This is a genomic window from Nonomuraea sp. NPDC003727 (assembly GCF_053586935.1).
The window spans coordinates 295,814-319,549 of record NZ_JBSFNE010000003.1 but is presented as its reverse complement, the minus strand read 5'-3'; the positions used below and the strand labels follow the sequence as shown (position 1 = coordinate 319,549).

The following is a 23,736-nucleotide window of genomic DNA, read 5'->3' as shown; positions in this document are numbered from 1 at the left end:
CCCGGGGGCTCCGCGGCTCGTGGCGTGGTCCCGGCGCGCGGGGTGCTTCCAGGCTGTTGGGCCCTTCCGGCTTCCGGGACGCTTCCGGCTCCTGGAGTGCTCCCGGCTTCCGCGACGCTTCCGGCTCCTGGAGTGCTTCCGGATTCAGGGGGGTCCAAGGCTTCTGTGGTGCTTCCCGTTCCCAGAGGCTCCGCGGCGCGTGGTGTGGTCCCGGCGTCCGGGACGCTCCCGGGTTGTTGGGCGCTTCCGGCTTCTGGGGCGCTTCCGGTCTCTCAGATGGTTCCCGCTCCTGTGGTGCCGTCGGCCCCTGGGGTGTTGCTCTCTCCGGGCGCGGCACGGGCACCCCAAGGCGCCGCCGGTTCCGGCGTGGCCGGGGCAGCTCGGGGCGCCGCCGGTTCCGGCGTGGCAGCTCAGGGCGCTTTCGCTTCCGGTGTGGTGACAGGGGCAGCTCAGGGGGCCTCCGCTTCCGGCGTGGCGTGGGTGCGCGAGCCCGATGCCGGCCGGACGGGTGGCCGGCCCGCGCGGGTGGAGGTGGCGGGGGTCGAGGTGGACCCGCTCACCGAGCGCCAGGTGGTCGACTGGGTGGCCGCGGCGCTCCGGCGCGGCACGGGCGGCCACATCGTCACGCCCAACATCGACATCTGCCGCGCCGTCTCGCGCGAGCCCGCGCTCAGACGCCTGGTCGCCGCCGCCGACCTGGTGGTGGCCGACGGGATGCCGCTGGTGTGGGCGTCCAGGCTGCTCGGCACGGCCATCCCCGAGCGGGTGACGGGCGCCGACCTGATCTGGTCGCTCAGCGCCATGGCCGCCGCGGCCGGTCATCCGGTCTACCTGCTCGGCGGTCCGCCCGGCGTGGCGGCCGCAGCGGCGCGGGAGCTGACGGCGCGGTGCGCTGGGCTGGCGGTGTGCGGGGTGGACGCTCCGCCGTACGGGTTCGACAGGAGTGCCGAGGTGCTGGCCGAGGTCAGGGCCAGGTTGGTCGCCGCCGGGCCGGGCATCGTGTTCGTGGGGCTCGGGTTCCCCAAGCAGGACCGGCTGATCGCCGAGTTGCGTGCCGACCTGCCGCAGGCGTGGTTCGTGGGGTGCGGTTCGGCGATCGCGTTCGCGGCCGGGTCGGTGGCCAGGGCGCCGGCGTGGATGCGGCGCACGGGGACCGAGTGGCTGTTCCGGCTGGCGGCCGAGCCCGACCGGCTGGCCAGACGCTACCTGGTCGACGACCTGCCGTTCGCGCTGCGGCTGATGTCCAGGTCCTTACGGGACCGGTGGACGTCGGCCCGGCGATGAGGGCTCACCGGTTCTGACGATCTCGGGGGCGATCACGCGGCTGAGGGCGGCGATTCCGGTGGTCTCGCGCTCGGGCCAGCTGGTGAGGGCGCGGGGTTCCGGTGGCTTCGGGCCCTGGGGTGGCGAGGGCACGGGTTCTGGTGGGCTCGGGCCGATGGCCGGGCGTCCGTGCTGGTGGGCTCGGGCCGGAGGCCGGGCGTCCGTGCTGGTGGGCTCGGGCCGGAGGCCGGGCGTCCGTGCTGGTGGGCTCGGGGTGGTCAGCTGGTGAGGGTGCGTATCGTGGCGATCTCGGCGTCGGTCAGGCGGTCCCGGTAGGAGTGGAGCGCGCTGCTGGAGTCCATCGGGCGGTAGGCGGTGCGTGACAGGCCGGACCAGGCGAAGCCGCGCTCCGCCGTACCCGGGGTCGTGCAGGCGCGCGTGATGCGGCGCTCGGCGGCGGGGGACCAGCGCAGGCCCGCCACCTCGTAGAGCCTGCGGAATCCCGGCAGGGGCGCGCCGGCGAGATCCTCGTAGGCGACGACGGTGACGCCCTCCGCGCGGGCGAGGACCGCGCGGGCCACCCGCCACAGCGCGCAGATCTTGGCGATGCGGTCCTGGGAGCCGACCAGCGCCCGTAGCTCCTCCACCTCGGGATGGTCGCGGACGAGCAGCGGCTGCTCGAGCAGTTCGTGGAAGTAGACGGTCCAGCCGAGCCGCGTCCACGAGCCGGCGAGCGAGACCGGGTCGCGGACCAGCGCGATGACCGTGCAGCCGAGCGTGCGCGCGAACCAGCTCGCCGACAGCACGGCGAAGGGGTCGTCCAGGAGCGCCCGCCGTCCGGTGCGGCGTCCCCAGGCGAAGGCGGTGCCGTACCGGACGAGCCGGGCCAGGTCGTACGGCGAGCGGTTGGCACGCAGTTCGGCCAGCCAGCCGTAGCGGAGGGCGACGGTGTCGCGGAAGGCGGGCAGCCAGTCGGCGGAGTTGTCGTCGCAGATGTACTGGAAGCGGTGGGTGACGCCGGCGCGCAGCACGCCGGGGCAGCGGCCGGGCGGGTGTTGCGGGTTGAGCGGCTCGTTGACGTAGACCAGCTCGCCCGAGGCGGCCAGCATCTTGCCGACCCAGCTGGTGCCGCTGCGGGGCAGGCCCGTCACGAGGACGGGGTTCACGCGGCCGCCCATGAGCGGAACCTGAGCGCGGTCATGCTGTGGCGGCCGAAGGGACGCAGGCCGTAGCGCTGGTGGATCTGCCAGAGCGGCAGCAGGTTCTTCAGCAGCGCCCCGCCCGACCAGCCGAGCGCCGCGCCCAGCGCGCCGTGCGCGGGGATGAGCGCGACGTCGAGCAGGACGGTGAACCCGACGGCGGCGAGCAGGTTGGCGAGGCTGGTGGTGGTGTGGCCGGCCGAGGTGAGCACGACGTCGACCATGCCGCACGCCGTCGCCACCATCATCGTGCCCGCCAGGACCAGCGCGATGGGCACCGCGTGGCCGTACCCGGTGCCGAAGACGCGCAGCAGCCAGGGCGCCAGGACGGCGTAGCCGAGCCACACCGGCCAGGTCAGGAGCACCAGCCACATGGTGGTCACCTGGTAGAGCTCGCGCGCCCGCGCCAGGTCGTCCTCGGCCAGGGCGCGCACCAGGCGGGGCTGGGCGGCCTGGGCCAGGCCCTGGTTCGCGAGCTGCCCGACCACCCTGAACCTGGTCGCCGCGGTGTAGCAGGCGACCTGGGCGGGGCCCGCCAGCAGGGCGACGACCACGATGTCGAGCCGCTGGAACACCGCCTGGATCGCGCCCGCGGCCGACCGCGGCGCGGTGTGGCGCCACAGGTCGCGCGCGGTGCCGGGCAGGTACGGCGTGCGCGGCAGCCGCGCGCGCAGGCTCACCGCCGCCAGGACCACGACCATCAGGTACGGCACGCCCCACGCTCCGGCGAGCACTCCGGGGACGGGGACGCCGGGCAGGAGGCCGGCCGGCACGGCGTAGGCCACGGCCGCCACCAGGGCCAGTTGCGCGACGGGAAGCACGATCCCGTCGAGCAGCACGGTCGGGCGCATCGCGCCGAACCCTCGGGTGGCGGCCAGGAGCACGTCGGCGACGACGATGCAGGGGAGCGCCAGGGCGAGGGGGCCGAGCTGCGGGTGGAGGAGCGCGCCCGCCGCGAGGGAGAGCGCCGCGCCGGGAGCCACGGCCGCCCGGACGTATCCGGAGATGCCGCGGTAGTCGTAGGTCCTGGCGCGGGCGATGAAGTAGACCAGGCCGTTGCCCGCGTCGAGCTTGGCGATGCCGGCGACCATCAGGGCCAGCGCGACGGCGGTGAAGAAGGTGCCCGCCTGCTCGACGGTGAAGGCCCTGGTCACCACCACGGCCAGCAGGAACTGGGCGAGCGCGCCGGCTCCCGCGCCGGTGATGCCCGCGATGCCCCCGCGGGCCACCCGCCCCACCGCTCCCCGCCCTTCCCGGCCGGCGGGATCCGTCGTCACCTGCGCCACGAGGGATCACCGCCCAGCCACGGGACGAGGTCCAGGTCGTACACCTCGAAGTGCTCCATCAGCGCCTGCCGTACCGGCTCGGGCAGCGGTTTGGGCCTGGACCTGCCGTTGTGCCGCTCGAAGACCGGGTCGCCCATCGGGGGGACGCCCAGGAAGTCCAGCACCTCGTCGTGGACCACCTCCGGCTCGGCGAAGAACCGGTGGCTGTCGATGACGAGGATCCGCTCCCGCCCGAACAGCGGCTCCAGCCGGTTGAGCTGCTCGGCGTAGCGGCCGCGCGCCAGGTAGGCGTGGTGACGGTGCGAGTGGTGGACCGAGTAAGGCTGGGAGCGCAGCTGGTCCTCCGCCCCTGCCAGGCGCCTGAGCTCCAGCTCCACCGCGTACTCGAAGTGGGACTCGAGCTCGAACCCGCGCGCCAGCTCGTGGGAGTGCGCGGAGAAGGCCCGCTCGACGGGGTCGCGCACCAGCACGATCAGCTTCACGCCCGGCAGGTCCCTGACGATCCGCTCGCCGGCCAGGGGATGGAACATGTAGTAGGGGGCCGACTCGAAGGCCAGCGGCTGCCTGCCGTACCGCTTCTTGAGCAGCGCCGCGCCCACCTTGAGCGGGAAGTGCCCCTGGTACCACGACGGGCCCTTGGCGTAGTCGATGTCGAAGTAGTGGATGCCCTTGTGCAGCACGGGCTTGAGCAGGAGCGGGTGCTGGGCGAGCGCGCGGTAGAGCGAGGTGGTGCCGCACCGCTGGGCTCCCACGATCAGGAAGGACGGCAGCACCCGGCCGCCGGAGGTGAGCCGCCCGGTGGTGCGCGAGACCGACATGACCGAGTGCTTCATGGCGTTCATATGAGGAGCTCCTGGTGATCGACGAGCGGGTTGAGCCAACAGGACGGCGGGCCCAGCGGCTCGTGGCCGTCGGCGGCGTGCCGGTCGGCGAGCGCGATGAGGTAGCGGATCGCGGTCAGCCGGGCCTGCGCGGACGAGAGCCCGAGCGGCGCGAGCGCCCGCGCCGACCGGGCCAGGCAGGCTCGGGCGGCCTGGTCGGGCGGCATGCGGCGCAGTGCCCGCTGGAACAGGTGGTGGAGCGCGTCGAAGCCGGGCGGCACGCCGACCTCGTAGCGCTCCCAGTCCCACACGTGGAGGCGGCCGTCGCCGGTCGGCGCGATGTTCCACGGCGACAGGTCGCCGTGCCAGGCCGGGCCCGCGGGGCCGCCGGTGGCCGCGATCTCCTTGACGGCCGCGGTGAGCAGCGCGGGGGAGACGCGGGCCCGCCGTACGGGCAGGGCGGACAGGGCGAGGACGGCCAGCTCGTTCCAGGCGCCGTGGTAGAGCACGACCGGCGGCACGACGGTCTTCAGCGGCAGGTCGGCGAGCTTTCGCAGCGTGGCGGCTTCGTTGGTGATGAGCTCGCGGGTCCGTGGCGTGTCGCCGATCTTGGCGTAGGCCATGAGCGTGCCCTGCGAGTGGAGTTCGAGGACGGGCTTGCGGTTGGGCCTGCGCGCGGGCCGTACGTGCAGGACCACGCGGACGGGCGCGCCGAACACCTCGCTCAGATGGCTCTCGATCGAGCCCTCGAGAGGCAGCATGAGCTTCGGCGCGAGGGGCGCGTGCCACCAGCGGCGCGGTCGCAGCCGCCGGGGGAGCACGGCGTGCGGGAGCACGCTGTAGGCCTGCGGCCGGCCCTGCCCCGGATAGAGCAGGCGGATGGTCTGACCGAGGTAGCGCAGCCTGACGCGGGCGTCACGCATGGGTGTTCCTCCACAGGAGGGCGAACGAGACGAGGTAGAGGCTGAGCGGCGTGACCAGGCCGTCGTAGACGAACATGTAGAGCAGCACGAGGATCATCACCAGCACGCCCGCCAGGCCGATGGGGCTGCGGTCGGGCCAGTGGCGGCGGATCGCGCCGAGGAAGAAGGCGACGTAGAGCGCGGCGCCCACGAAGCCCTGCGTGATGATCAGGTGCCACAGCTGGCCGTCGCTGCCCAGCGGTGGGTGGCCGCACTCCCTGCACCAGTCGGTCCTGCCCGTGGTGATCGTGCGGTGGTTGCCCATGGCGTTGCGGGTGTTGCCGTAGCCGATGAACGGCGAGCCGGCGGCGGCCTTGACGGTGGCGGCCACGGTGAAGGCTCTGATGTCGTTGCTGTGCGGGTTGTCCAGGCGCTGGATCACCAGGTCGGTGAGGGGGCTGGCGGCGAACACGACCGCGCCGAGGGCCCCCGCCGCGCACAGTGTCAGGCGGGTGCGCCCGCCGACCCTGACGACGAGGTAGACGACGATCAGGCCGAGGCCGATCCACAGGCCCCTGTTGAGCGAGTAGACGACCGGTACGGTGGCCGCCGCGACGAGCGCGACGGCCGCGGCCTTGCGGCGCGGCCCGCCGTGGACCCACCAGCCGACCACGAACCAGATGAGCAGCACCGACAGGTTGCTGCCCCACGCGTTGGCCCACTCGAAGGGCGCCTCGGGCCGCGGCGAGGCGTGGCCGAGCACCTTCTGGATCTGGGCCGCCGTCGGGTGGATCAGGTTCTCGACGAACGGGTTGCCGGCGATCCAGGCGGGCAGCACGCGTTCGAGCGGCGAGGTGAAGGCGAAGGTGGGCCAGAACACGCCGAGCAGGCCGCCGGCCACCGTGGTGACGAACAGCACGCCGAGCATCCTGACCAGGCGCAGCTGCGGGAGCTCCCGTTCGGTGAGGTTGCCGAGGTAGAGCACCATGATCAGGAGGGAGACGTAGAGCGCCAGGCGCATGAGGTAGCCGATGACGCGGCCCGCGCCGAAGTCGCCGTAGGTGTCCTGCGGCATCTCGCCCAGCATGAGGGCGCTGAGCAGGTAGCCGGCCAGCATGAGCGCCCACAGCCCCAGCCCGCGCGGCAGCCTGATCGGCCGCCTGCGCCACAGGACGCACGCCATGGGGACGGCCAGGACGATCACGGCCAGGCCGCCGAAGCCGAGGGCCCACCATACGGGATAGCCGACCAGCAGGGCTCCGATCGGCCATGCTGCCCGGCTGTTCGGGCGGGTGTCCCGCACCGTCACGTGTCGGACACCTGGGGCATCGGTGACGTCTCCGGCCCCTCGGTGCGCTGCCGCGGGCCCGTTGCGCCCATCGCCAGGATGTCGCCGGTGACGGGGCTGACCCTGGCCGCCCGGCGCGCGGGGGCGGGGACGATGGGGGTGGGGATGCTCGTGGCCGCCTTCGCCGGCACCGCCTTGCCCGGCACCGCTCTGCCCGGCGCCGCCTTGTCCAGCGCCGCCTTGCCCGGCACCGCCTTGCCCGCGACGGGCGCGGCCGGCGAGGGGCCGGGCGCCGTGACCGTGACCGCGCCGATGACCGGCACCCGGTGCCGCTCCAGCCGCCGTACGGCGAGCGTCACGTCGCCGGCCCGTACCGCGCCCAGCCCGATGACCAGCAGCGCGCCGTCGGCCCTGGCCACGTCCGCGACGTCGGCCCCGGTCAGCACGGTGACCCGCGCGGCCATCGACAACCGCTGGGCCAGCGGGGCCGAGCCGATCGCCGGCGGAACCTGCCACAGCAGCAGGCGCGGCCCCCGGCACGAGGCCACCACGGCGGTGGCCAGCTCGTGCAGCGTCCGGGGGTCGGCGGGGCCGGACAGGTCGGCCAGCAGCGGCAGCCCGGTCAGCCGTTCGACGTCGCCTGCCGTACGCACTCGGGTGTCGAGCCGGTCGCAGGCGTAGGCGGCGGCCGCGCCGCACAGCAGCCCGAGCATCACGCCGCTGCCGAGGTAGAGCGGGACGCTGGGGGAGCTGGGCGCGGCCGGTTCGGCGGCCTGGCTGATGACGTAGCCGGGGGTGACCGCGACGGTCTTCAGCGAGTCGTACTTCATCGTGAGGCTGTAGACCTGCCGGGTGAGCAGGTTCTGCCGCTGGGTGGCGACGGTGTGCTCGGCGGACCCCCTGCGCAGCAGGGCCAGCTCGGCGACGACCTTGCTCAGGCCGGTGTTGACCTGCTTCAGCTTGGTGGTCAGCGCCTTGAGCTGGGCGCTGAGGGCGGCCTGCGCGGTCTCGGTGCGGTGCTGGAGGTATGCCTGGGCGTAGGCGCGCGACTGGGCGGCGGCGATGGCGGGGGTGTCGGCCGTGACGGCGATGGACAGCACCGCGGAGTTGGGCGGCACCGTCACCTCGGCCGGCGAAGGGGTGGCCTTCAGCACCACCGCGGCCTTGGCCGCCACGACCGCCGACTGGGCGACCTGCGCCTCGGTGTCGAGGTTGAGCGCCTCGCGCTGCCTGCCCGTCACCTGGTTGGGCTGCTCCTGCACGCCGGTGGAGGCGACGAGGACCTGCGTGGTGGCGGTGTAGGCGGGCGGGATGAGGCAGAGCAGCGCGAGACCGCCGAGCAGGCCGGCGAGAAGGCAGGCGAGGAAGAGGTTTCTGCGCCTGCGCAGCAGTGAGAGGTGCTCGGCCAGGTCCACGCCGGAGGACATCAGGCATCTCCCTGTAGTCGCTGTGCGACTCTGGGTTACTGGGTCACGTCACTATAGGGCGGGCGGATATTTCCCCGGTTGAATACTGAAGATTTTCTCCCGGACCCCCCGCTAAATATCGCCCATTATTGCGAAATGTCGGTGTTGGCGATCCGGGAAACTCGCGACCCGGCAGGTGGCAGGCGTGGCAGGGTAGTTCGGCAACACGGCGGGGGCTGACAGTAATTACGAGGGGAGTGGAGACGACTTGCGTCTCAGAAAAGCAGTGGCGCTCATTCTGCTCGCCGCACTGCCGGCCTGCTCCACGGCCTCGGGTACGGCCCGGCACGTCCAGGCCGATCCCACGGTCGAGGCCGAAGTGAACGGCATGCTCGGCATCACGGAGTCGCCGGCGTGCGAGGTCACGGCCAAGCTCATCCCGTCCTGCGGCGCGTGGTGGGGGATCGCGCCCGAGATCTTCACCGGGCTGACGTCCGACAGGGCGCTCGCCAGTGCGGAGAAGCGCATGGGGCGCACCGCCGACATCCTGCACGTCTACCACCGCGGCAGCGAGCTGTTCCCGACCGGCAGGGAGATCGCGCTGGCCCGCGACCCCGCCCACCCGAGGCTGCTGCTGGTCAACTGGAAGCCGACGTTCGACACCACCTGGGCCGCCATCGCCGGCGGGGCGCTCGACCGCCGCATCGACCGGCTGGCCGACCACATCAGGCGGACCTTCCCCGAGCGCTTCTTCCTCACCGTCCACCACGAGCCCGAGGACGACGTCAGGGCGGACCCCGGCTCGGGCATGACGGCCACCGACTACGCCGCGATGTTCCGCCACGTCGTGCAGCGGCTGCGCGCGAAAGGGGTCAGGAACGCCGTCACGGTGATGACCTACATGGGGGCGCCCAACTGGGCCTCACAGCCGTGGTTCGAGCAGCTCTACCCCGGCGACGACGTGGTCGACTGGGTGGCGATGGACCCCTACGTCGACAGCGCGGTGCGCGACTTCGACGGGCTGGTCAACAAGACGCGTAAGGACTACCCGCGCTGGCCGGGCTTCTCCCGCTGGATGCAGTGGCGCTTCCCCGGCAAGCCCATCATGATCGCGGAGTGGGGGGTGTTCTCCGCCGGCCACAAGCGCGCCTTCTTCGAGTCCGTGCGCGCCCAGGTCGGGCGCTATCCGCAGATCAAGGCGCTGGTCTACTTCGACTCGCCGCGCGCGCCGCGGGGCGACACCAGGTTCGACACCGACCCGGGGGCCGCGCGCGCCTTCACCACACTCGCGACGGATCCGCACTTCTCCGCGACGAGCGTGCCGCGACCGTGAGCGCGGCGCCGCCGAGGACGGCCGTCGCGCCAACGATCCACAGCGTGGCCGGGTCGGGCACGCTCAGGAGCTTGAGCGCCGACGCGAGCAGGACCAGGACCAGCAGTGCCCTGATGGTCGCGCCGGGCGCCCACGCGGAGATCCGCGCGCCGAGATAGACGCCGGGGACCGAGCCCAGCAGCAGCGAGAAGGTGAGGTCGAGCTGGAAGTCGCCGAAGAACAGGTGCGCCAGCGCCGCCGCGCCCACGAGGGGGACGGCCTGCACCAGGTCGGTGCCGACGAGCTGGTTGGCCTTGAGCGCGGGGTAGAGGGCCAGCAGCGCCACGATGATCAGTGACCCGGATCCGACGGAGGAGACACCGACCACCACGCCGCCCACCATACCGACCAGTACAGTCGGAATCGGGCGCACGACGATCTCATGGGCGCTCGACGAGCCCCCCTTGCCGCCCAGCCAGGCCTTCAGCACCAGACCGGCGACGGCCAGGAGCAGCGCGATGCCCAGCGACACCTTCACCGCCTGCTGGACGGCCGCGCCGTCGCCGAAGGCCCGCACCAGGAAGACGCCGCTGAAGGCGGCCGGCACCGAGCCGGCGCACAGCCAGCCCACCAGACGCAGGTTGACGGTGCCCCTGCGCAGGTGGACCAGGCCGCCGACCGGCTTCATGACCGCCGAGGCGACCAGGTCGCTGGAGACGGCCGCCAGCGGAGGGACGTTGAAGAACAGCATCATCATGGGCGTCATCAGCGCCCCGCCGCCCATGCCGGTCAGGCCGACGACGATCGCGACGACGAACGACCCGGCCGCCAGGGGGAGATCGATCAACGAACCCATCCTCCGCCGCGAAGGGTGTCGAGGACCCGGGAGACGGCGGCCCCCACCGAGAGGTGCGTGGTGTCGATGACCAGGTCGGCGTCCTCGGGCTCCTCGTAGGGGTCGGAGACGCCGGTGAACGCGGGGATCTCGCCGGCGCGGGCCTTGGCGTACAGGCCCTTGCGGTCGCGGCGCTCGCACTCCTCCAGCGGCGTGGACACGTGCACCAGCAGGAAGTCGGCCCCGACCGACTCGACCAGCGCCCGCACCTCCTCGCGGGTGGCGGCGTAGGGCGCGATGGGCGCGCAGATGGCCAGCCCGCCGTGCCGCGCGGCCTCGGCGGCGACGAAGCCGATGCGGCGGATGTTGAGGTCGCGGTCGGCCTTGGAGAAGGTCAGGCCCTTGGACAGCAGGTGGCGCACCACGTCGCCGTCCAGGTAGGTGACCGTGCGGGTGCCGAGCTCCAGCAGGGCGTCGCGCAGGCCGCGGGCGATCGTCGACTTGCCGGACCCCGACAGGCCGGTGAAGAAGACCACGACACCCCTGCGGTGCGGCGGGCCCGGCAGCGTGACCGGCTCGGGGCCGGCCAGGTGCTCGGTGGCGCCGTAGGCGGTCGCGACGTGCTCGCGCAGCTCCAGGTCGATCTCGTGGTCCTCGCGGGGGGCCAGCGGCACCGAGACGACGATCGTGTCGTCCGGCAGCTTCTCGCGGGCCTTCAGCGCGGCTCTGACCACCGCGGGGCCGCCCTCGCCGTACGCCAGGGGCAGCAGCACGACGACGCCCTCGAGTTCCTCGGCGACGGCCAGGATCTCCTGCGTGCTCAGGTCGTCGAGCGGGCCGCGCATGGTGACGGCCAGCGCGGGACGGCCGGCCAGTTCCTCGCGCACCTCGGCGGGGGTGCGGCGCAGCCGGGCGAAGGGGCCGTGCTCGGCGGCGCCGAGCGCCTCGACGGGGCCCGCCACCAGGTCGTCGTGGCCGGTCTCTGCCACCGTCAGCACGGCGAGCGCGACGCCCTCAGGGTCGAGGAGGGTCACCCTGTCGCCCTGCTTGGCCTCGGGGACGCGCAGCGTCACGGGCGCGGGCCAGGGGCTGCCGTCGGCGAGCGTGCCGTGCGCGGCGACCTCATGAAGGTCGTCATGGCCGAGGAAACCGGTCAGCGGGTGGAAGGCGCCGGAGAGCAGCAACTCAAGGTCGGCGAGCTCGCGAGGGTCGGGGGTCCACTGGAGATTCGCCGTCATCGCTCCACAATTCCGGTCGACTTAGTCGGATATACCTTACCCGGTCATATCAGCCGGGCGAAATGATTCTGGGGCTTCCTGATGACCATCGTCACCTCGTCGTAGGAAGAGGTGAACCGCCCCCGCGACAGCTTGTCGACCAGCCGCACCACCGCCGAGCCGATCCGCCCCATGGCGGGGCCGCTGGTCGAGCTGAGGTCGTCACAGATCATCAGGCCGCGCATCAGGCAGAACGCGTGCATGCCCTCGCGGGAGGAGACCGGCTCGTAGACGGCGGGCAGCGGCCCCGCGCCCTCGCCGGTCGACAGGCGCGGCCACAGCAGGCGGCGCAGCCACCCGGGGGTGAGCCTGGCGCACAGGCCGTAGGCGGTGGACCGGTCGCGCATCCGCAGCAGGAGCAGCCCGCCCGGCCGCAGGCCGTTCAGCAGGCGGTCGAGGACCAGTTCGGCGTGCTGGATGCGCTCGACGAGAAAGGTCACCTGGACGGCGTCGAACGAGCGCGGCGTGACGGGCACCGAGCGCAGGTCGCCGAGCGTCCAGGCGTCCAGGTCGGTACGGCCCGCCATCAGGGCCCTGACGGCAGGCAGGTCCTCGTCGACGCCGAGGGCCCTGGTGTCGATCCCGTCGAGGGCGAGAGGCGAGTCGTGGGCGCACCCAGCGACGAGCAGGTCGAGCCTGCGCCCCAGTTGCTCGGTCCACTGCTCGCGGATCCGCTGCTCGAAGAGGTCGCCCCTGGCGACCGACTGCACGTCAGCCATGTCACCCAGAGTAATCACACAAACGCGATCTGTTGGGTATTTCCTTCGCGATCCTGTGGGGTACTCGCGGGCGAGTCTCGGTTGACGTCAGGGGCTGCTCCGGCGGGCGCGGTGCCGTCCTCGTGGACTCTAGCCCGCGCTCGCCCGCCGTCGTGCCGGGTTCGGGAGGAGCGGGGTTCGGGCTGGTCTCCGGGCGGCGGGCAACCCGGGGTGAGGGCGGGTCGCTCCGGCATCCCCTGGGAGGCCGAGGCTCCGGCATCCCCCTGGGAGAGCGAGGGGAGGGCCGGGGGGCGGCGTCGCGGGCATGTGGTGGCGCCGGTGGAAGTAGTCTGGTCGGACAAGACCCCCGCGACCCCACCCGGCCGGGGGTAGTCGTGTTGCCGTCGTGGGGCTTGAGGGCGTATCTGATGAGTCTTTCCGGACTGCTTGACCTTGTCTCCGCCGACCCGAAGTTGACCGCCGCCCTCAAGCAGGGCGGCGACGCCGCGTTGATCGCGCCTGCCGCGCTGCGGCCCTTCGCCGTGGCCGCGCTCGCCGAGCACGACCGGCGTACGGTGCTGGCCGTCACCGCGACGGGCCGCGAGGCCGAGGACCTGGCGGCGGCGCTGACCAGCCTCATCGAACCGGGCGCCGTGGCGGTCTTCCCCACGTGGGAGACGCTGCCGCACGAGCGCCTGTCGCCGCGCAGTGACACGGTGGGCCAGCGGCTGGCCGTCCTGCGCAGGCTCGCGCACCCGGTGAAGGGCGACGCGACGGCGGGCCCGCTGTCGGTGATCGTCGCGCCGGTCCGGGCGCTGCTGCAGCCGATCGTGAAGGGCCTGGGCGACCTGGAGCCGATCCGTCTCAAGGCCGGCGACGACGCCGAGCTCGACGACGTGGTGGCGCGCCTCATCCAGAACGGCTACTCCCGGGTCGACATGGTCGAGAAGCGCGGCGAGGTGGCCGTGCGCGGCGGACTGCTCGACGTGTTCCCGCCGACCGAGGAGCACCCGCTGCGCCTGGAGTTCTGGGGCGACACGGTCGAGGAGATCCGCTGGTTCAAGGTCGCCGACCAGCGCTCGCTCGAGGTGGCGGGCGACGGCCTGTTCGCGCCGCCGTGCCGCGAGCTGCTGCTGACCGACGAGGTGCGGGCGAGGGCGGCCGAGCTGGCCGGCGAGCACCCGTCGCTGGCCGAGGTGCTCGACCAGCTCGCCGAGGGCATGCCGGTGGAGGGCATGGAGGCGTTCGCGCCGGCCCTGGCGGGGGAGATGGACCTGCTGATCGACCACCTGCCCGCGAAGGCGGCGGTGTTCGTATGCGATCCGGAGCGGATCAGGGGCAGGGCGGAGGAACTGGTCAGGACGAGCCAGGAGTTCCTCGAGGCGTCGTGGATCAACGCGGCGGCCGGCGGCGAGGCGCCGATCGACCTCGACGCGGCGGCCTTCCGCACCCTGGAGGAGGTCCGCGACCAGGCCGACTCACTCGGCCTGCCGTGGTGGACGATGGCGCCCTTCGGCGAGGGCGTCGAGCTCGAGGCCCAGGACAGCGAGTCCTACCGGGGCGACACCCAGAAGGCGCTGGCCGACATCAAGGGCTGGCTGGGCGAGGACAAGGCGGTCGTGCTGCTCAGCGAGGGCATGGGGCCGGCCGAGCGGATGGTCGAACTGCTCAAGGGCGTGGACGTGCCCGCCCGCCTGTCGAGGTATCTCGACAGCACACCGGAGCCGAAGGTGGTGCACGTCTCGACCGGGCGCATCGAGCACGGCTTCGTGACGCCGGGGCTGGCCGTACTCACGCATCTGGACCTGGTCGGGCAGAAGGCGAGCACCAAGGACATGCGCCGCCTGCCCAGCAGGCGGCGGAACATGGTCGACCCGCTGCAGCTCAAGGTCGGCGACCACGTGGTGCACGAGCAGCACGGCGTGGGCCGCTACGTGGAGATGGTGCAGCGGACCGTGCAGGGCGCCACCCGCGAGTACCTCGTCATCGAGTACGCCAAGGGCGACCGCCTCTACGTGCCGACCGACCAGCTCGACGAGGTGACGCGCTACGTCGGCGGCGAGGCGCCCACGCTCAACAGGATGGGCGGCGCCGACTGGGCCAAGGCCAAGTCGAGGGCGAAGAAGGCGGTCAAGGAGATCGCAGGCGAGCTGATCCGCCTCTACAGCGCGCGCATGGCCAGCCCAGGCCACCCCTTCGCGCCGGACTCGCCGTGGCAGCGGGAGATGGAGGACGCCTTCCCCTACGCCGAGACCGGCGACCAGCTGGAGGCCATCGACGAGGTCAAGCGCGACATGGAGCGGCCCGTCCCGATGGACCGGCTGGTCTGCGGCGACGTCGGCTACGGCAAGACCGAGATCGCGGTGCGGGCGGCCTTCAAGGCGGTGCAGGACGGCAAGCAGGTCGCGGTGCTGGTGCCGACGACGCTCCTGGTGCAGCAGCACCTGTCGACGTTCAGCGAGCGCTTCTCCAGCTTCCCCGTCACGGTGAAGCCGGTCTCCCGCTTCCAGACCGACGGCGAGGTGAAGCAGACCCTCGAAGGGCTCAAGGGCGGCCAGGTCGACCTGGTGATCGGCACGCACCGGCTGCTCAGCCCCGAGGTGCGTTTCAAGGACCTGGGGCTGATCATCATCGACGAGGAGCAGCGCTTCGGCGTCGAGCACAAGGAGGCCATGAAGCACCTGCGCACCCAGGTCGACGTGCTGGCGATGTCGGCCACGCCGATCCCGCGCACGCTGGAGATGGGGCTGACCGGCATCAGGGAGATGTCGACGATCCTGACCCCGCCGGAGGAGCGGCACCCGATCCTGACCTTCGTCGGGCCGTACGACGAGAAGCAGATCGCGGCCGCCGTCAGGCGCGAGCTGATGCGCGACGGCCAGGTCTTCTTCGTCCACAACCGGGTCGCCTCGATCAACAGGGTCTCGGCCAGGCTGAAGGAGCTGGTCCCCGAGGCGCGCATCGCGGTCGCGCACGGCCAGATGAACGAGCACCAGCTCGAGAAGATCATGGTCGGTTTCTGGGAGCGCGAGTACGACGTGCTGGTCTCCACGACGATCGTGGAGTCCGGCCTGGACGTGCCCAACGCCAACACGCTGATCGTCGACCGGGCCGACAACTACGGTCTGTCGCAGCTCCACCAGCTGCGCGGCCGGGTCGGCCGGGGCCGCGAGCGCGGCTACGCCTACTTCCTGTACCCGCCGGAGAAGCCGCTCACCGAGACCGCGCACGAGCGCCTGGCCACCATCGCCCAGCACACCGAGATGGGCGCGGGCATGTACGTCGCGATGAAGGACCTGGAGATCCGCGGCGCCGGCAACGTGCTCGGCGCCGAGCAGTCGGGATTCATCGCCGGCGTCGGCTTCGACCTGTACGTCCGGCTGATGGCGGAGGCCGTCAAGGAGCAGAAGGCCAAGCTCTCGGGCGTCGAGGTCGAGGAGGAGCACCAGGACGTCAAGGTCGAGCTGCCGATCAACGCGCACATCCCGCACGACTACGTCACCTCGGAGCGGCTGCGCCTGGAGGCGTACAAGCGGATCGCCGCCATCACCGCCGAGACCCACATCGACGAGGTGCGCGCCGAGCTCACCGACCGGTACGGCAAGCCGCCCGTCGAGGTGGACAACCTCATGGAGGTGGCGCGCTTCCGGCTCAAGGCCCGCAAGGCGGGGCTGACCGACGTGACGCTCCAGGGCCAGAACATCAAGTTCGGCCCCGTCGTGTTGAAGGATTCGCAGCAGGTCAGGCTGGACCGGCTGTACAAGAAGGCCATCTACAAGCAGGCGGCCGAGACGCTGCTCGTGCCCGCGCCGAAGACCAAGCCGCTGGGCGGGGTGCCGCTGCGAGACCTCGAGCTGCTGAAATGGTGCTCGGACCTGGTCGAAGTCATGTTCCTCGAACCGGCGAGGGTAAAGTAACCGACGAAACGCGCTCGGGCAGCGTGATCGATCGCGAAGGGATCAAAGTGAAGTCGATTCGAGTGGCCGTCGCCGTGGCCGCGCTGGGTGTCGCGGTGACCGCCTGTTCGTCGCCCGTTCAGGCCGGGGCCGCGGCCATCGTCGGCAACGAGCGCATCTCGGCCGACGCTCTGAACACGAACGTCAAGCAGCTCGAAGCGGCGCTGGCCAAGGCCAAGATCCCGCAGTCGCAGATGCAGCTGCCGGTCACGCAGTACGCGCTGCTGCAGATGGTCAACGTCGCGCAGTTCAGGCAGCTGGCCGCCAAGGCGGGCGCCAAGGTCACCGACGGCGAGATCGACCAGCTCATCGCCCGTTCGGGCGGGCTGCCCGCGGTCGAGCAGCAGACGCTGGCCCAAGGCGTGCCGCCGGCCTACACCCGCGAGTGGATCGGCACCTCGATCGCCATCTCCAAGCTGATGCAGCAGTACGGCGGCGGCACCGACCAGGCCGCCCAGCAGCGCGGCCAGCAGAGGCTGATCAAGGAAGCCGCCGCCATCAAGATCACCTACAGTCCTCGCTACGGCACCTTCGACCCCACCAAGGGCTTCGTCGACTCCGGCCGTTTCGGCAAGCTGTCCGCCCAGGGCTGAGATGCCGCTCGTCGTCGTCACCACCTCCCCGCGGGTCGCGCCCGGCCTGCTCAGCCGCCAGGCGTGGCAGGCGCTGGCCTCGGGGCGGGTGCTGACCGCCTCGGAGGACCACCCGCAGCTGCCGTACCTGGCGGAGGCGGGCATCGAGGTGGAGGTGGTCGTACCTGACCACGCCGCCCTGGTACGGCAGGCCGTCGACGCCACGGTGGTCTGGCTCGCCACCGACGACGAGCACTTCATGCGCGCGGTCGGCCACGCCGCTCTCGCGCTCGACGAGCCGCCGGTGATCGAGGTCGTGCCCGGCTCCTACGACCTGCCGGGCGCCCGCGTCCTCGACCTGGTCGCGGTGATGGACCGGCTGCGCGCCGAGTGCCCGTGGGACCGCAAGCAGACCCACGCCTCCCTCGTGCCCTACCTGATCGAGGAGGCCTACGAGGTCCAGGAGTCGGTCGAGAGGGGCGACTACGCCGAGCTGCGGGAGGAGCTCGGCGACGTGCTGCTGCAGGTCGCCTTCCACTCGCGGGTGGCCGAGGGCTTCGACATCGACGACGTGGCCGACGCGATCGTCACCAAGCTCGTGCGGCGCCACCCGCACGTGTTCGGCAGCGTCATCGTCGAGAGCGCCGACGAGGTCAACGCCAACTGGGAGGCCATCAAGGCCGCCGAGCGCGCGGGCAAGGAACTGTTCGACGGCGTGCCGATGGGCCAGCCCGCGCTGTCCCTCGCCGCGCAGCTGATCCGCAGGGCCGAGAGCACGGGCGTCCCGGAGAGCCTGGCCCACGCGGTCGGGCAGGGCGTGGCCAGGGAGCTGTTCGACCTGGTACGGCGGGCGCAGCAGGCGGGGCTCGACGCCGAGGCCGAGCTGCGCGCCGCGGCGCGGACCTACCGCGACCGGGTGGAGGCCTGGGAGTCCCGGTAGCGGACGTCACTCCCGAATGCCAGGATCGTCCGGCATGGGGGTATTAAGGCGACTGCATCCTGGTGAGCCGCCCGAGGTAGGCGGTTACCGTCTGGTCGGCGGCATCGGCGACGGCGGTCAGGGCTCGGTGTTCCTGGGGGAGGGACCCGACGGCCGCAGGGTCGCGGTGAAGATCCTGCACGCGCGGCTGCTGGGCGACCAGCACGCCAGGCGCAGGTTCCTGCAGGAGGGCGCGACCGCCGCGCGGGTGGCCGCCTTCTCGACCGCCAAGGTGATCGAGACGGGGCTGGCGCAGGGCTGGCCGTACATCGTCAGCGAGTACGTCGAGGGCCCCTCGCTGCAGGAGCTGGTCGCGAAGGAGGGCCCGCGCGCCGACGGCGCGCTCGACCGGCTGGCCGTCGGGACGGCGGCCGCGCTCGCCGCCATCCACCGCGCGGGCATCGTGCACCGCGACTTCAAGCCCAGCAACGTGATCATCGGCCTCGACGGCCCCAGGGTGATCGACTTCGGCATCGCGAAGGCCGTGGACGCGGGCACCACCGCCTCCAGCGTGGTCGGCACTCCCGGCTACATGTCGCCGGAGCAGATCGCCGGCCGGCCCGCCACCCCCGCCTCGGACATGTTCGCGTGGGCGACGACGATGGCCTACGCCGCCACGGGCCGGGCGCTGTTCGCGGGGGAGTCGATTCCCGCGGTGATGCACCGCATCCTCACGGCGCAGCCCGACCTGCGGGGCATCGGCGAGCCGCTGCGCTCGCTGCTGGCCGCCTGCCTGGCCAAGGAGCCGGACTCGCGGCCGTCGGCCGACGAGGTGCTGCACGCCCTCCTGGACGGCACCACGACCGGCGGCACCGCACCCGGCAACGCGAGGCCTTCGCGGGCGTCCTCGCGCGATTCCTCGCGTGCGTCCTCGCCCAGGGCGCGCCGCGCGGCCCCGGTACGGCGCCGCCCGCTCGCCGTGGGCGCCGTGGGCGCGGTGCTGATGACCGGGCTGGCGGCCGGCCTGGTCTGGCAGGGCGGCACCACGGCCCCGAGCACGGGCGGAGGCGCCGTCGCGGCCGCGTCACCCGCCCCGGCCTTCGGCAGGCGGATCGGCGCGGCGTTCGGGAGGGGAACGGTGAACGCCCTGGCCGTCGGCCGGCTCAACGGGTCGGCCGTCGTGGCGGCGGCCGAGGCAGGAACCGGCGAGCTGAGCGTGTGGGACCCGGTCAAGGGCGGCCTGGTGGCCCGGGCGCCGCGGCAGCGCGCCCGCGGGCTCGGCTCGCTCACCTTCGCCGACGTGGGCGGGCGGCAGGCGCTGGTGTGGGCGGCCGACGACGGCGCGGTGCGCTGGTGGTACCCGGGCAGCTCGGTTCCCGTGAAGGCGATCCCCGTCTGCGAGGGGCGCCCCCATCTGGCGGTCGTCCAGCGGCCGGAGGGCGCCGCGGCGGTCGCCGGCTGCGCGGAGGGCCGCATCCAGGCATGGGACCTGGCGACCGGCGGCAGGACGGGCACGTTCCTGCTCGACGGCCGCGGGACCGGCAGCCTGTCGTCGGCGGGGGACGGCGAGAGCGTCTTCGTCGGCGGCTCCGACGGCCGGGTCAAGAGGTGGCGGCCGTGGGCCGGCACGCCAGGGCCCGAGACGATGCCATGGAAGGGCGCCGTCGCGGTCCACGCCGCCGTCCCTGCCGCGGGCCGGCGGGTGCTGGCCGTCCAGGGGCGCGGGCAGGTGCAGGTCGTCGGCTCCGACGGCGGTCAGGAGACCTGCCGCGTCGGCTCCGCCCCGCCCTTCCTCGCCGCCAGCGGGAACCTGCTGGTCGGAGCGGGCGACGGCGTGCGCGTGTGGGACCTGGCGACCTGCCGGCCGTACGCCACCGTGATCGCCGCCGGCAAGGTGGGCGCCGTCGCCACGGGGGTGGTCGGCGGCGCGCCCGTCGTGGTCGCGGGCGTCGCCGGCAGGGGCGTGGCCATGTGGAGCCTCGATGGCGTACCGGCTGGTAGAGGTCGATAGGCTTTCATGGCAAACCGTCCTTCGACTCTAGGAGCGCCTGACGTGGCTTCCATCGAGGCCGTTTCCGCCCGCGAGATCCTCGATTCCCGGGGCAACCCGACGGTCGAGGTCGAGGTCCTCCTCGACGACAACAGCACAGGCCGCGCAGCGGTCCCCAGCGGGGCGTCCACCGGCGCTTTCGAGGCCGTGGAGCTCCGCGACGGCGACGAGCGCTACGGCGGCAAGGGCGTCGAGAGGGCCGTGCTCGGTGTCACCGACGAGATCGCTGACGAGATCCTGGGCATCGACGCCGACGAGCAGCGCATCATCGACCAGGTCATGATCGACCTGGACGGCACGCCCAACAAGGGCAAGCTCGGCGCCAACGCCATCCTCGGCGTGTCGCTGGCCGTGGCCAAGGCCGCGGCCGACAGCGCCGACCTGCCGCTGTTCCGCTACATCGGCGGACCCAACGCGCACGTGCTGCCCGTGCCGATGATGAACATCCTGAACGGCGGCGCCCACGCCGACACCAACGTCGACATCCAGGAGTTCATGATCGCCCCGATCGGGGCCGAGACGTTCCGCGAGGCGCTCCGCGTCGGCACCGAGGTCTACCACGCGCTCAAGGGCGTGCTGAAGGAGAAGGGCTACGCCACGGGCCTGGGCGACGAAGGCGGCTTCGCGCCCAACCTGCCGTCCAACCGCGACGCGCTCGACCTGATCCTGGTCGCCATCGAGCGCGCCGGCTACCGGCCGGGTGAAGACGTCGCGCTGGCGCTCGACGTGGCCGCCTCCGAGTTCCACAAGGACGGCGTCTACACCATCGACGGCAAGGGCCACTCGGCCGACGAGCTGATCGCCTTCTACGCCGACCTGGTCGAGTCCTACCCGCTGGTCTCCATCGAGGACCCGCTGGACGAGAGCGACTGGGAAGGCTGGAACAAGATCACCAAGGCGCTCGGCGACAAGGTCCAGCTCGTCGGCGACGACCTGTTCGTGACCAACCCCGAGCGGCTGGCCCGCGGCATCGCCGAGGGCACCGCCAACGCGCTGCTGGTCAAGGTCAACCAGATCGGCACGCTGACCGAGACGCTCGACGCGGTCGACCTGGCCCACCGCAACGGCTACCGCTGCATGATGAGCCACCGTTCGGGCGAGACCGAGGACACCACGATCGCCGACCTCGCCGTGGCGACCAACTGCGGCCAGATCAAGACGGGCGCCCCCGCGCGCTCCGACCGGGTCGCCAAGTACAACCAGCTGCTCCGCATCGAGGAAATCCTGGACGACGCCGCGCGTTACGCGGGTCGCGCGGCTTTCCCGCGGTTCCGGCGCTAGTTTCTACTACGGCCCTGCGTCAGGCCTCGGGCGCCTCCTCGAAACCGGCCGCGGGGTCGCCCGCGCGCCGGGCCCCGTGGCTCGCCGAGCCCGGCCGGCCGGCCGCTCGACGAGCGGGGAACACCCCGTGGCCTGGCCACCTGGTGACCGGAGCGAGCGGGAACGTCCCGCGTGGTCCGGCCACCTGGCGGCTGGGATGAGTGGCAACGCCTTGGACGGTCCGGACACCTGGTGACCCGGACGAGTGGTCCGGACACCTCGTGTCCGGGCGCCCGCCCGGACACCGACCATCCGCCGGCCCGGTCCCACCGGTCTGCGACCGGCCCGGTATCACGGCCGGGCAGCCGGACCGGTAGTGGCCGGTCGAGCCGCCGTACCGGGACCATCCGGCCTACGGTGGGAACACCGGCTGAGCGGCCGACCCCGGCGAACGGCGGGGAGGCGTGTGGCTGTCGGACGGTCCGGACCTCCTCCGGCGGTCCGGGGGTGCTTGGGCGTGCTGGGCGGTCTGTGCGGCTGCCGGGCGGTACGGCGTGCCGGGTGGTCCGGGTGGCTGTCGGGCGGTCCGTCGAGCGTCCTGGGGGCGGACTGGAGCGGGCGCGCTGCCGGGCCCCGGTGGCCGAGGGCCCGCCGCCCCGATCGCAGGGGAGGCGGTCACGGCCGGGGGTAGGGGCAGCGGAACGAGGCGGAGGGAGCACAGGTGGCGAAGCGACCGCAGTTGACGGGACGGGCCGCGATCCTCGCGGTGGTGGTGTGCGCGATCGCCATGAGCCTGGCCTATCCCGTGCGCGAATACGTCGCCCAGCGTCGCGCGATCGCCGAGCTGGAGGCCGAGAAGGCCAAGGAGCAGGAGGAGCAGCGCCTGCTGGCCGAGCGCCAGCGGCAGCTGCAGGACCCCAACTACATCAAGCGCGAGGCCAGGCGCAGGCTCCACTACTGCGGCGCGGGCGAGAAGTGCTTCATGGTCGCCGACAACAAGCCGAAGCAGGCCAAGTCGGGCGCCCGGCAGCAGCTCGCCATGACGCCGCCCTGGTACCAGACGCTGTGGGAGTCGGTCGAGGCGGCCGACACGGGCAAGGGCGTCAAGGCCCCCGCGTCGGCCACGGCCGAGGAGAAGAAGGACGATGGAAAGCCATGACATCGAGGCGGTCGAGCGGCAGCTCGGCCGTCCGCCGCGGGGCCTGCGCAGGGTCGCGCACCGCTGCCCCTGCGGCAACCCCGACGTGGTCGAGACCGCGCCGCGGCTGCCCGACGGCACGCCGTTCCCCACGCTCTACTACCTGACGTGCCCGAAGGCCGCCTCGGCGATCGGCACCCTCGAGGGCTCGGGGCTGATGAAGGAGATGCAGGCCAGGCTCGCCGACGACGAGGAGCTGGCCGCCGCCTACCGGGCCGCCCACGACGACTACGTGGCCGGGCGTGACAAGGCCGCGGCCGAGGAGGGCATGGAGCCGCTGCCGCGCGACATGCAGAGCACGGGCGGCATGCCGTACCGGGTGAAGTGCCTGCACGCGCTGGTCGCGCACGAGCTGGCGGTGCCGGGCGGCAACCCGTTCGGCGCGGAGGCGCTGGAGCGGCTGCCGGAGTGGTGGGCGGGCGGTCCCTGCGTGCGGGTGGAGGACGAACAGTGACCAGGGTGGCGGCCGTCGACTGCGGCACGAACTCCGTCCGCCTGCTGATCGCCGACATCCGGTGCGGCGAGCTCCACGAGATCGAGCGGCGCATGGAGATCGTCAGGCTCGGCCAGGACGTCGACCGGACGGGACGGCTCGCGCCCGAGGCGCTCCAGCGGACCTTCGCCGCCATGCGCCACTACCGCAAGCTGATCGACCAGCACGGCGCGACCGGCACGAGGGTCGTGGCGACGAGCGCGACGCGCGACGCCGACAACCGGCAGGAGTTCGTCGACGGGGTGCGGGAGATCTTCGGCGTGGCGCCCGAGGTGGTCTCGGGTGGGGAGGAGGCCGAGCTCTCCTTCACCGGCGCCACCCACGGGCTGCTTCACCTGTCGCTGGAGACCGGTGTGCCCGAGGGGCCGCTGCCGCCGTACCTGGTGGTCGACATCGGTGGCGGCTCCACCGAGTTCGTCGTGGGCACCGACCACGCGCAGGGGGCGCTGTCGGTCGACATCGGCTGCGTACGGCTGACCGAGCGCCACCTGCGGGAGGCGGGCGACCCGCCCTCGGCGGAGGCGCTCGAGCGGGTGGTCGCCGACATCGAGGCCGCGCTCGACCGGGTCGAGGCGGAGGTCCCGGTACGGCAGGCGCGCACGCTCGTGGGCCTGGCGGGTTCGGTCACGACGGTCGCCGGCATCGCGCTCGACCTTCCCGCCTACGATCCGGAGCGGATTCATCACGCGATTATCTCGGCCGAAGAGGTTCATGAGGTGACGCGTCGGCTTCTCGCCATGACGCATGGTGAGCGGGCCGCGGTTCCTGTGATGCATCCAGGACGCGTCGACGTCATTGGCGTGGGGGCGTTGATTCTGGACCGTATCGTGCGACGTTTCGGGTTTGCGCAGGTCGTCGTGAGCGAACACGACATTCTGGACGGAATCGCCTGGTCCATCGCCTGAAATTTTCTGGATTTTCGGACATTCACCCCCTTTGGGGCCTGTTGAGAGTGCATTCTGTTCTGTGATTAGGTAAAGGAGCTTTACGGGGGCTTTGCC

At 72.4% G+C, this 23,736-nt stretch carries 19 protein-coding genes; 10 read left to right on the top strand and 9 right to left on the bottom strand.

The window, feature by feature from the left end; genetic code table 11:
* The first annotated feature begins 480 nt into the window (after window positions 1-480).
* Window positions 481-1,284 carry a WecB/TagA/CpsF family glycosyltransferase gene (locus ACWDLG_RS10235; protein WP_449918092.1) on the top strand — a complete coding sequence of 268 codons (804 nt, stop codon included), beginning with the start codon at window positions 481-483 and terminating at the stop codon, window positions 1,282-1,284.
* 257 nt (window positions 1,285-1,541) lie between these two features.
* On the opposite strand, the gene ACWDLG_RS10230 is transcribed toward ACWDLG_RS10235, so the two are convergent.
* Genes ACWDLG_RS10230 through ACWDLG_RS10205 form a run of 6 tightly spaced genes read right to left on the bottom strand, consistent with a single transcriptional unit; the run spans window position 1,542 to window position 8,186 of the window.
* The gene (locus ACWDLG_RS10230) at window positions 1,542-2,441 is read right to left on the bottom strand and encodes a sulfotransferase (RefSeq protein WP_449918090.1); all 900 of its coding nucleotides are present in this window, start codon (window positions 2,439-2,441) and stop codon (window positions 1,542-1,544) included.
* Window positions 2,426-3,748, bottom strand: a complete 1,323-nt coding sequence (locus ACWDLG_RS10225) for a lipopolysaccharide biosynthesis protein (protein ID WP_449918087.1) — start codon at window positions 3,746-3,748, stop codon at window positions 2,426-2,428. The genes ACWDLG_RS10230 and ACWDLG_RS10225 overlap by 16 nt, the downstream gene beginning before the upstream one ends.
* Window positions 3,736-4,590 (bottom strand): sulfotransferase domain-containing protein, encoded by an 855-nt coding sequence (locus ACWDLG_RS10220; RefSeq protein WP_449918085.1) that lies wholly within the window; start codon window positions 4,588-4,590, stop codon window positions 3,736-3,738. The genes ACWDLG_RS10225 and ACWDLG_RS10220 overlap by 13 nt, the downstream gene beginning before the upstream one ends.
* The gene (locus ACWDLG_RS10215) at window positions 4,587-5,492 is read right to left on the bottom strand and encodes a hypothetical protein (protein ID WP_449918082.1); all 906 of its coding nucleotides are present in this window, start codon (window positions 5,490-5,492) and stop codon (window positions 4,587-4,589) included. The genes ACWDLG_RS10220 and ACWDLG_RS10215 overlap by 4 nt, the downstream gene beginning before the upstream one ends.
* Window positions 5,485-6,780 carry a hypothetical protein gene (locus tag ACWDLG_RS10210; protein ID WP_449918079.1) on the bottom strand — a complete coding sequence of 432 codons (1,296 nt, stop codon included), beginning with the start codon at window positions 6,778-6,780 and terminating at the stop codon, window positions 5,485-5,487. Before ACWDLG_RS10210 ends, ACWDLG_RS10215 begins: the two co-directional genes overlap by 8 nt.
* Entirely contained in the window at window positions 6,777-8,186 is a 1,410-nt protein-coding gene (locus tag ACWDLG_RS10205; protein WP_449918076.1) for a Wzz/FepE/Etk N-terminal domain-containing protein, read from the bottom strand. The genes ACWDLG_RS10210 and ACWDLG_RS10205 overlap by 4 nt, the downstream gene beginning before the upstream one ends.
* Window positions 8,187-8,433: 247 nt before the next feature.
* Between ACWDLG_RS10205 and ACWDLG_RS10200 the strand changes: the two genes are divergently transcribed.
* Window positions 8,434-9,498, top strand: coding sequence for a glycoside hydrolase family 26 protein (locus ACWDLG_RS10200; RefSeq protein WP_449918074.1), 1,065 nt, complete (start codon window positions 8,434-8,436; stop codon window positions 9,496-9,498).
* Here the strand turns inward: ACWDLG_RS10200 and ACWDLG_RS10195 are convergent.
* The 3 genes from ACWDLG_RS10195 to ACWDLG_RS10185 are packed head-to-tail and all read right to left on the bottom strand — an operon-like array spanning window position 9,443 to window position 12,308.
* Window positions 9,443-10,324 (bottom strand): sulfite exporter TauE/SafE family protein, encoded by an 882-nt coding sequence (locus ACWDLG_RS10195; RefSeq protein WP_449918072.1) that lies wholly within the window; start codon window positions 10,322-10,324, stop codon window positions 9,443-9,445. The two genes, ACWDLG_RS10200 and ACWDLG_RS10195, sit on opposite strands and share 56 nt — an antisense overlap.
* Complete coding sequence (gene cysC, locus ACWDLG_RS10190; RefSeq protein WP_449918071.1) at window positions 10,321-11,550, bottom strand: adenylyl-sulfate kinase; 1,230 nt, start codon at window positions 11,548-11,550, stop codon at window positions 10,321-10,323. Before cysC ends, ACWDLG_RS10195 begins: the two co-directional genes overlap by 4 nt.
* A 44-nt stretch (window positions 11,551-11,594) precedes the next feature.
* Window positions 11,595-12,308, bottom strand: coding sequence for a methyltransferase type 12 (locus tag ACWDLG_RS10185; RefSeq protein ID WP_449918069.1), 714 nt, complete (start codon window positions 12,306-12,308; stop codon window positions 11,595-11,597).
* Between the two features lie 407 nt (window positions 12,309-12,715).
* On the opposite strand from ACWDLG_RS10185, the gene mfd reads away from it, so the two are divergent.
* The 8 genes from mfd (at window position 12,716) to ACWDLG_RS10145 (ending at window position 23,640) form a co-directional block, all read left to right on the top strand.
* Window positions 12,716-16,204 carry a transcription-repair coupling factor gene (gene mfd, locus ACWDLG_RS10180; RefSeq protein WP_449918067.1) on the top strand — a complete coding sequence of 1,163 codons (3,489 nt, stop codon included), beginning with the start codon at window positions 12,716-12,718 and terminating at the stop codon, window positions 16,202-16,204.
* A gap of 47 nt (window positions 16,205-16,251) precedes the next feature.
* A complete protein-coding gene (locus tag ACWDLG_RS10175; protein WP_354905534.1) occupies window positions 16,252-16,836 on the top strand; it encodes a SurA N-terminal domain-containing protein in 585 nt (194 codons plus the stop codon).
* 1 nt (window position 16,837) lies between these two features.
* Window positions 16,838-17,755, top strand: a complete 918-nt coding sequence (locus ACWDLG_RS10170; protein ID WP_449918063.1) for a MazG family protein — start codon at window positions 16,838-16,840, stop codon at window positions 17,753-17,755.
* A gap of 34 nt (window positions 17,756-17,789) precedes the next feature.
* Window positions 17,790-19,745, top strand: a complete 1,956-nt coding sequence (locus tag ACWDLG_RS10165) for a WD40 repeat domain-containing serine/threonine protein kinase (RefSeq protein ID WP_449918061.1) — start codon at window positions 17,790-17,792, stop codon at window positions 19,743-19,745.
* 42 nt (window positions 19,746-19,787) lie between these two features.
* Window positions 19,788-21,065, top strand: coding sequence for a phosphopyruvate hydratase (eno, locus tag ACWDLG_RS10160; protein WP_354905542.1), 1,278 nt, complete (start codon window positions 19,788-19,790; stop codon window positions 21,063-21,065).
* A 700-nt stretch (window positions 21,066-21,765) separates the two neighbouring features.
* Window positions 21,766-22,203 carry an FtsB family cell division protein gene (locus ACWDLG_RS10155; RefSeq protein WP_354905545.1) on the top strand — a complete coding sequence of 146 codons (438 nt, stop codon included), beginning with the start codon at window positions 21,766-21,768 and terminating at the stop codon, window positions 22,201-22,203.
* Window positions 22,190-22,696 carry a DUF501 domain-containing protein gene (locus ACWDLG_RS10150; RefSeq protein ID WP_449918057.1) on the top strand — a complete coding sequence of 169 codons (507 nt, stop codon included), beginning with the start codon at window positions 22,190-22,192 and terminating at the stop codon, window positions 22,694-22,696. The genes ACWDLG_RS10155 and ACWDLG_RS10150 overlap by 14 nt, the downstream gene beginning before the upstream one ends.
* Window positions 22,693-23,640: a Ppx/GppA phosphatase family protein gene (locus ACWDLG_RS10145; RefSeq protein WP_449918055.1), complete on the top strand. Its 948-nt coding sequence runs from the start codon at window positions 22,693-22,695 to the stop codon at window positions 23,638-23,640. The genes ACWDLG_RS10150 and ACWDLG_RS10145 overlap by 4 nt, the downstream gene beginning before the upstream one ends.
* Window positions 23,641-23,736 lie beyond the last annotated feature (96 nt).

Bases quoted from the DNA above. Each gene is read 5' to 3' on its own strand.
- ACWDLG_RS10165 (WP_449918061.1), top strand. From the start codon at position 17,790: ATGGGGGTATTAAGGCGACTGCATCCTGGTGAGCCGCCCGAGGTAGGC.
- ACWDLG_RS10150 (WP_449918057.1), top strand. From the start codon at position 22,190: ATGGAAAGCCATGACATCGAGGCGGTCGAGCGGCAGCTCGGCCGTCCG.
- mfd (WP_449918067.1), top strand. From the start codon at position 12,716: ATGAGTCTTTCCGGACTGCTTGACCTTGTCTCCGCCGACCCGAAGTTG.
- ACWDLG_RS10170 (WP_449918063.1), top strand. From the start codon at position 16,838: ATGCCGCTCGTCGTCGTCACCACCTCCCCGCGGGTCGCGCCCGGCCTG.
- ACWDLG_RS10215 (WP_449918082.1), bottom strand. From the start codon at position 5,492: ATGCGTGACGCCCGCGTCAGGCTGCGCTACCTCGGTCAGACCATCCGC.
- ACWDLG_RS10185 (WP_449918069.1), bottom strand. From the start codon at position 12,308: ATGGCTGACGTGCAGTCGGTCGCCAGGGGCGACCTCTTCGAGCAGCGG.
- ACWDLG_RS10230 (WP_449918090.1), bottom strand. From the start codon at position 2,441: ATGGGCGGCCGCGTGAACCCCGTCCTCGTGACGGGCCTGCCCCGCAGC.
- cysC (WP_449918071.1), bottom strand. From the start codon at position 11,550: ATGACGGCGAATCTCCAGTGGACCCCCGACCCTCGCGAGCTCGCCGAC.
- ACWDLG_RS10205 (WP_449918076.1), bottom strand. From the start codon at position 8,186: ATGTCCTCCGGCGTGGACCTGGCCGAGCACCTCTCACTGCTGCGCAGG.
- ACWDLG_RS10220 (WP_449918085.1), bottom strand. From the start codon at position 4,590: ATGAACGCCATGAAGCACTCGGTCATGTCGGTCTCGCGCACCACCGGG.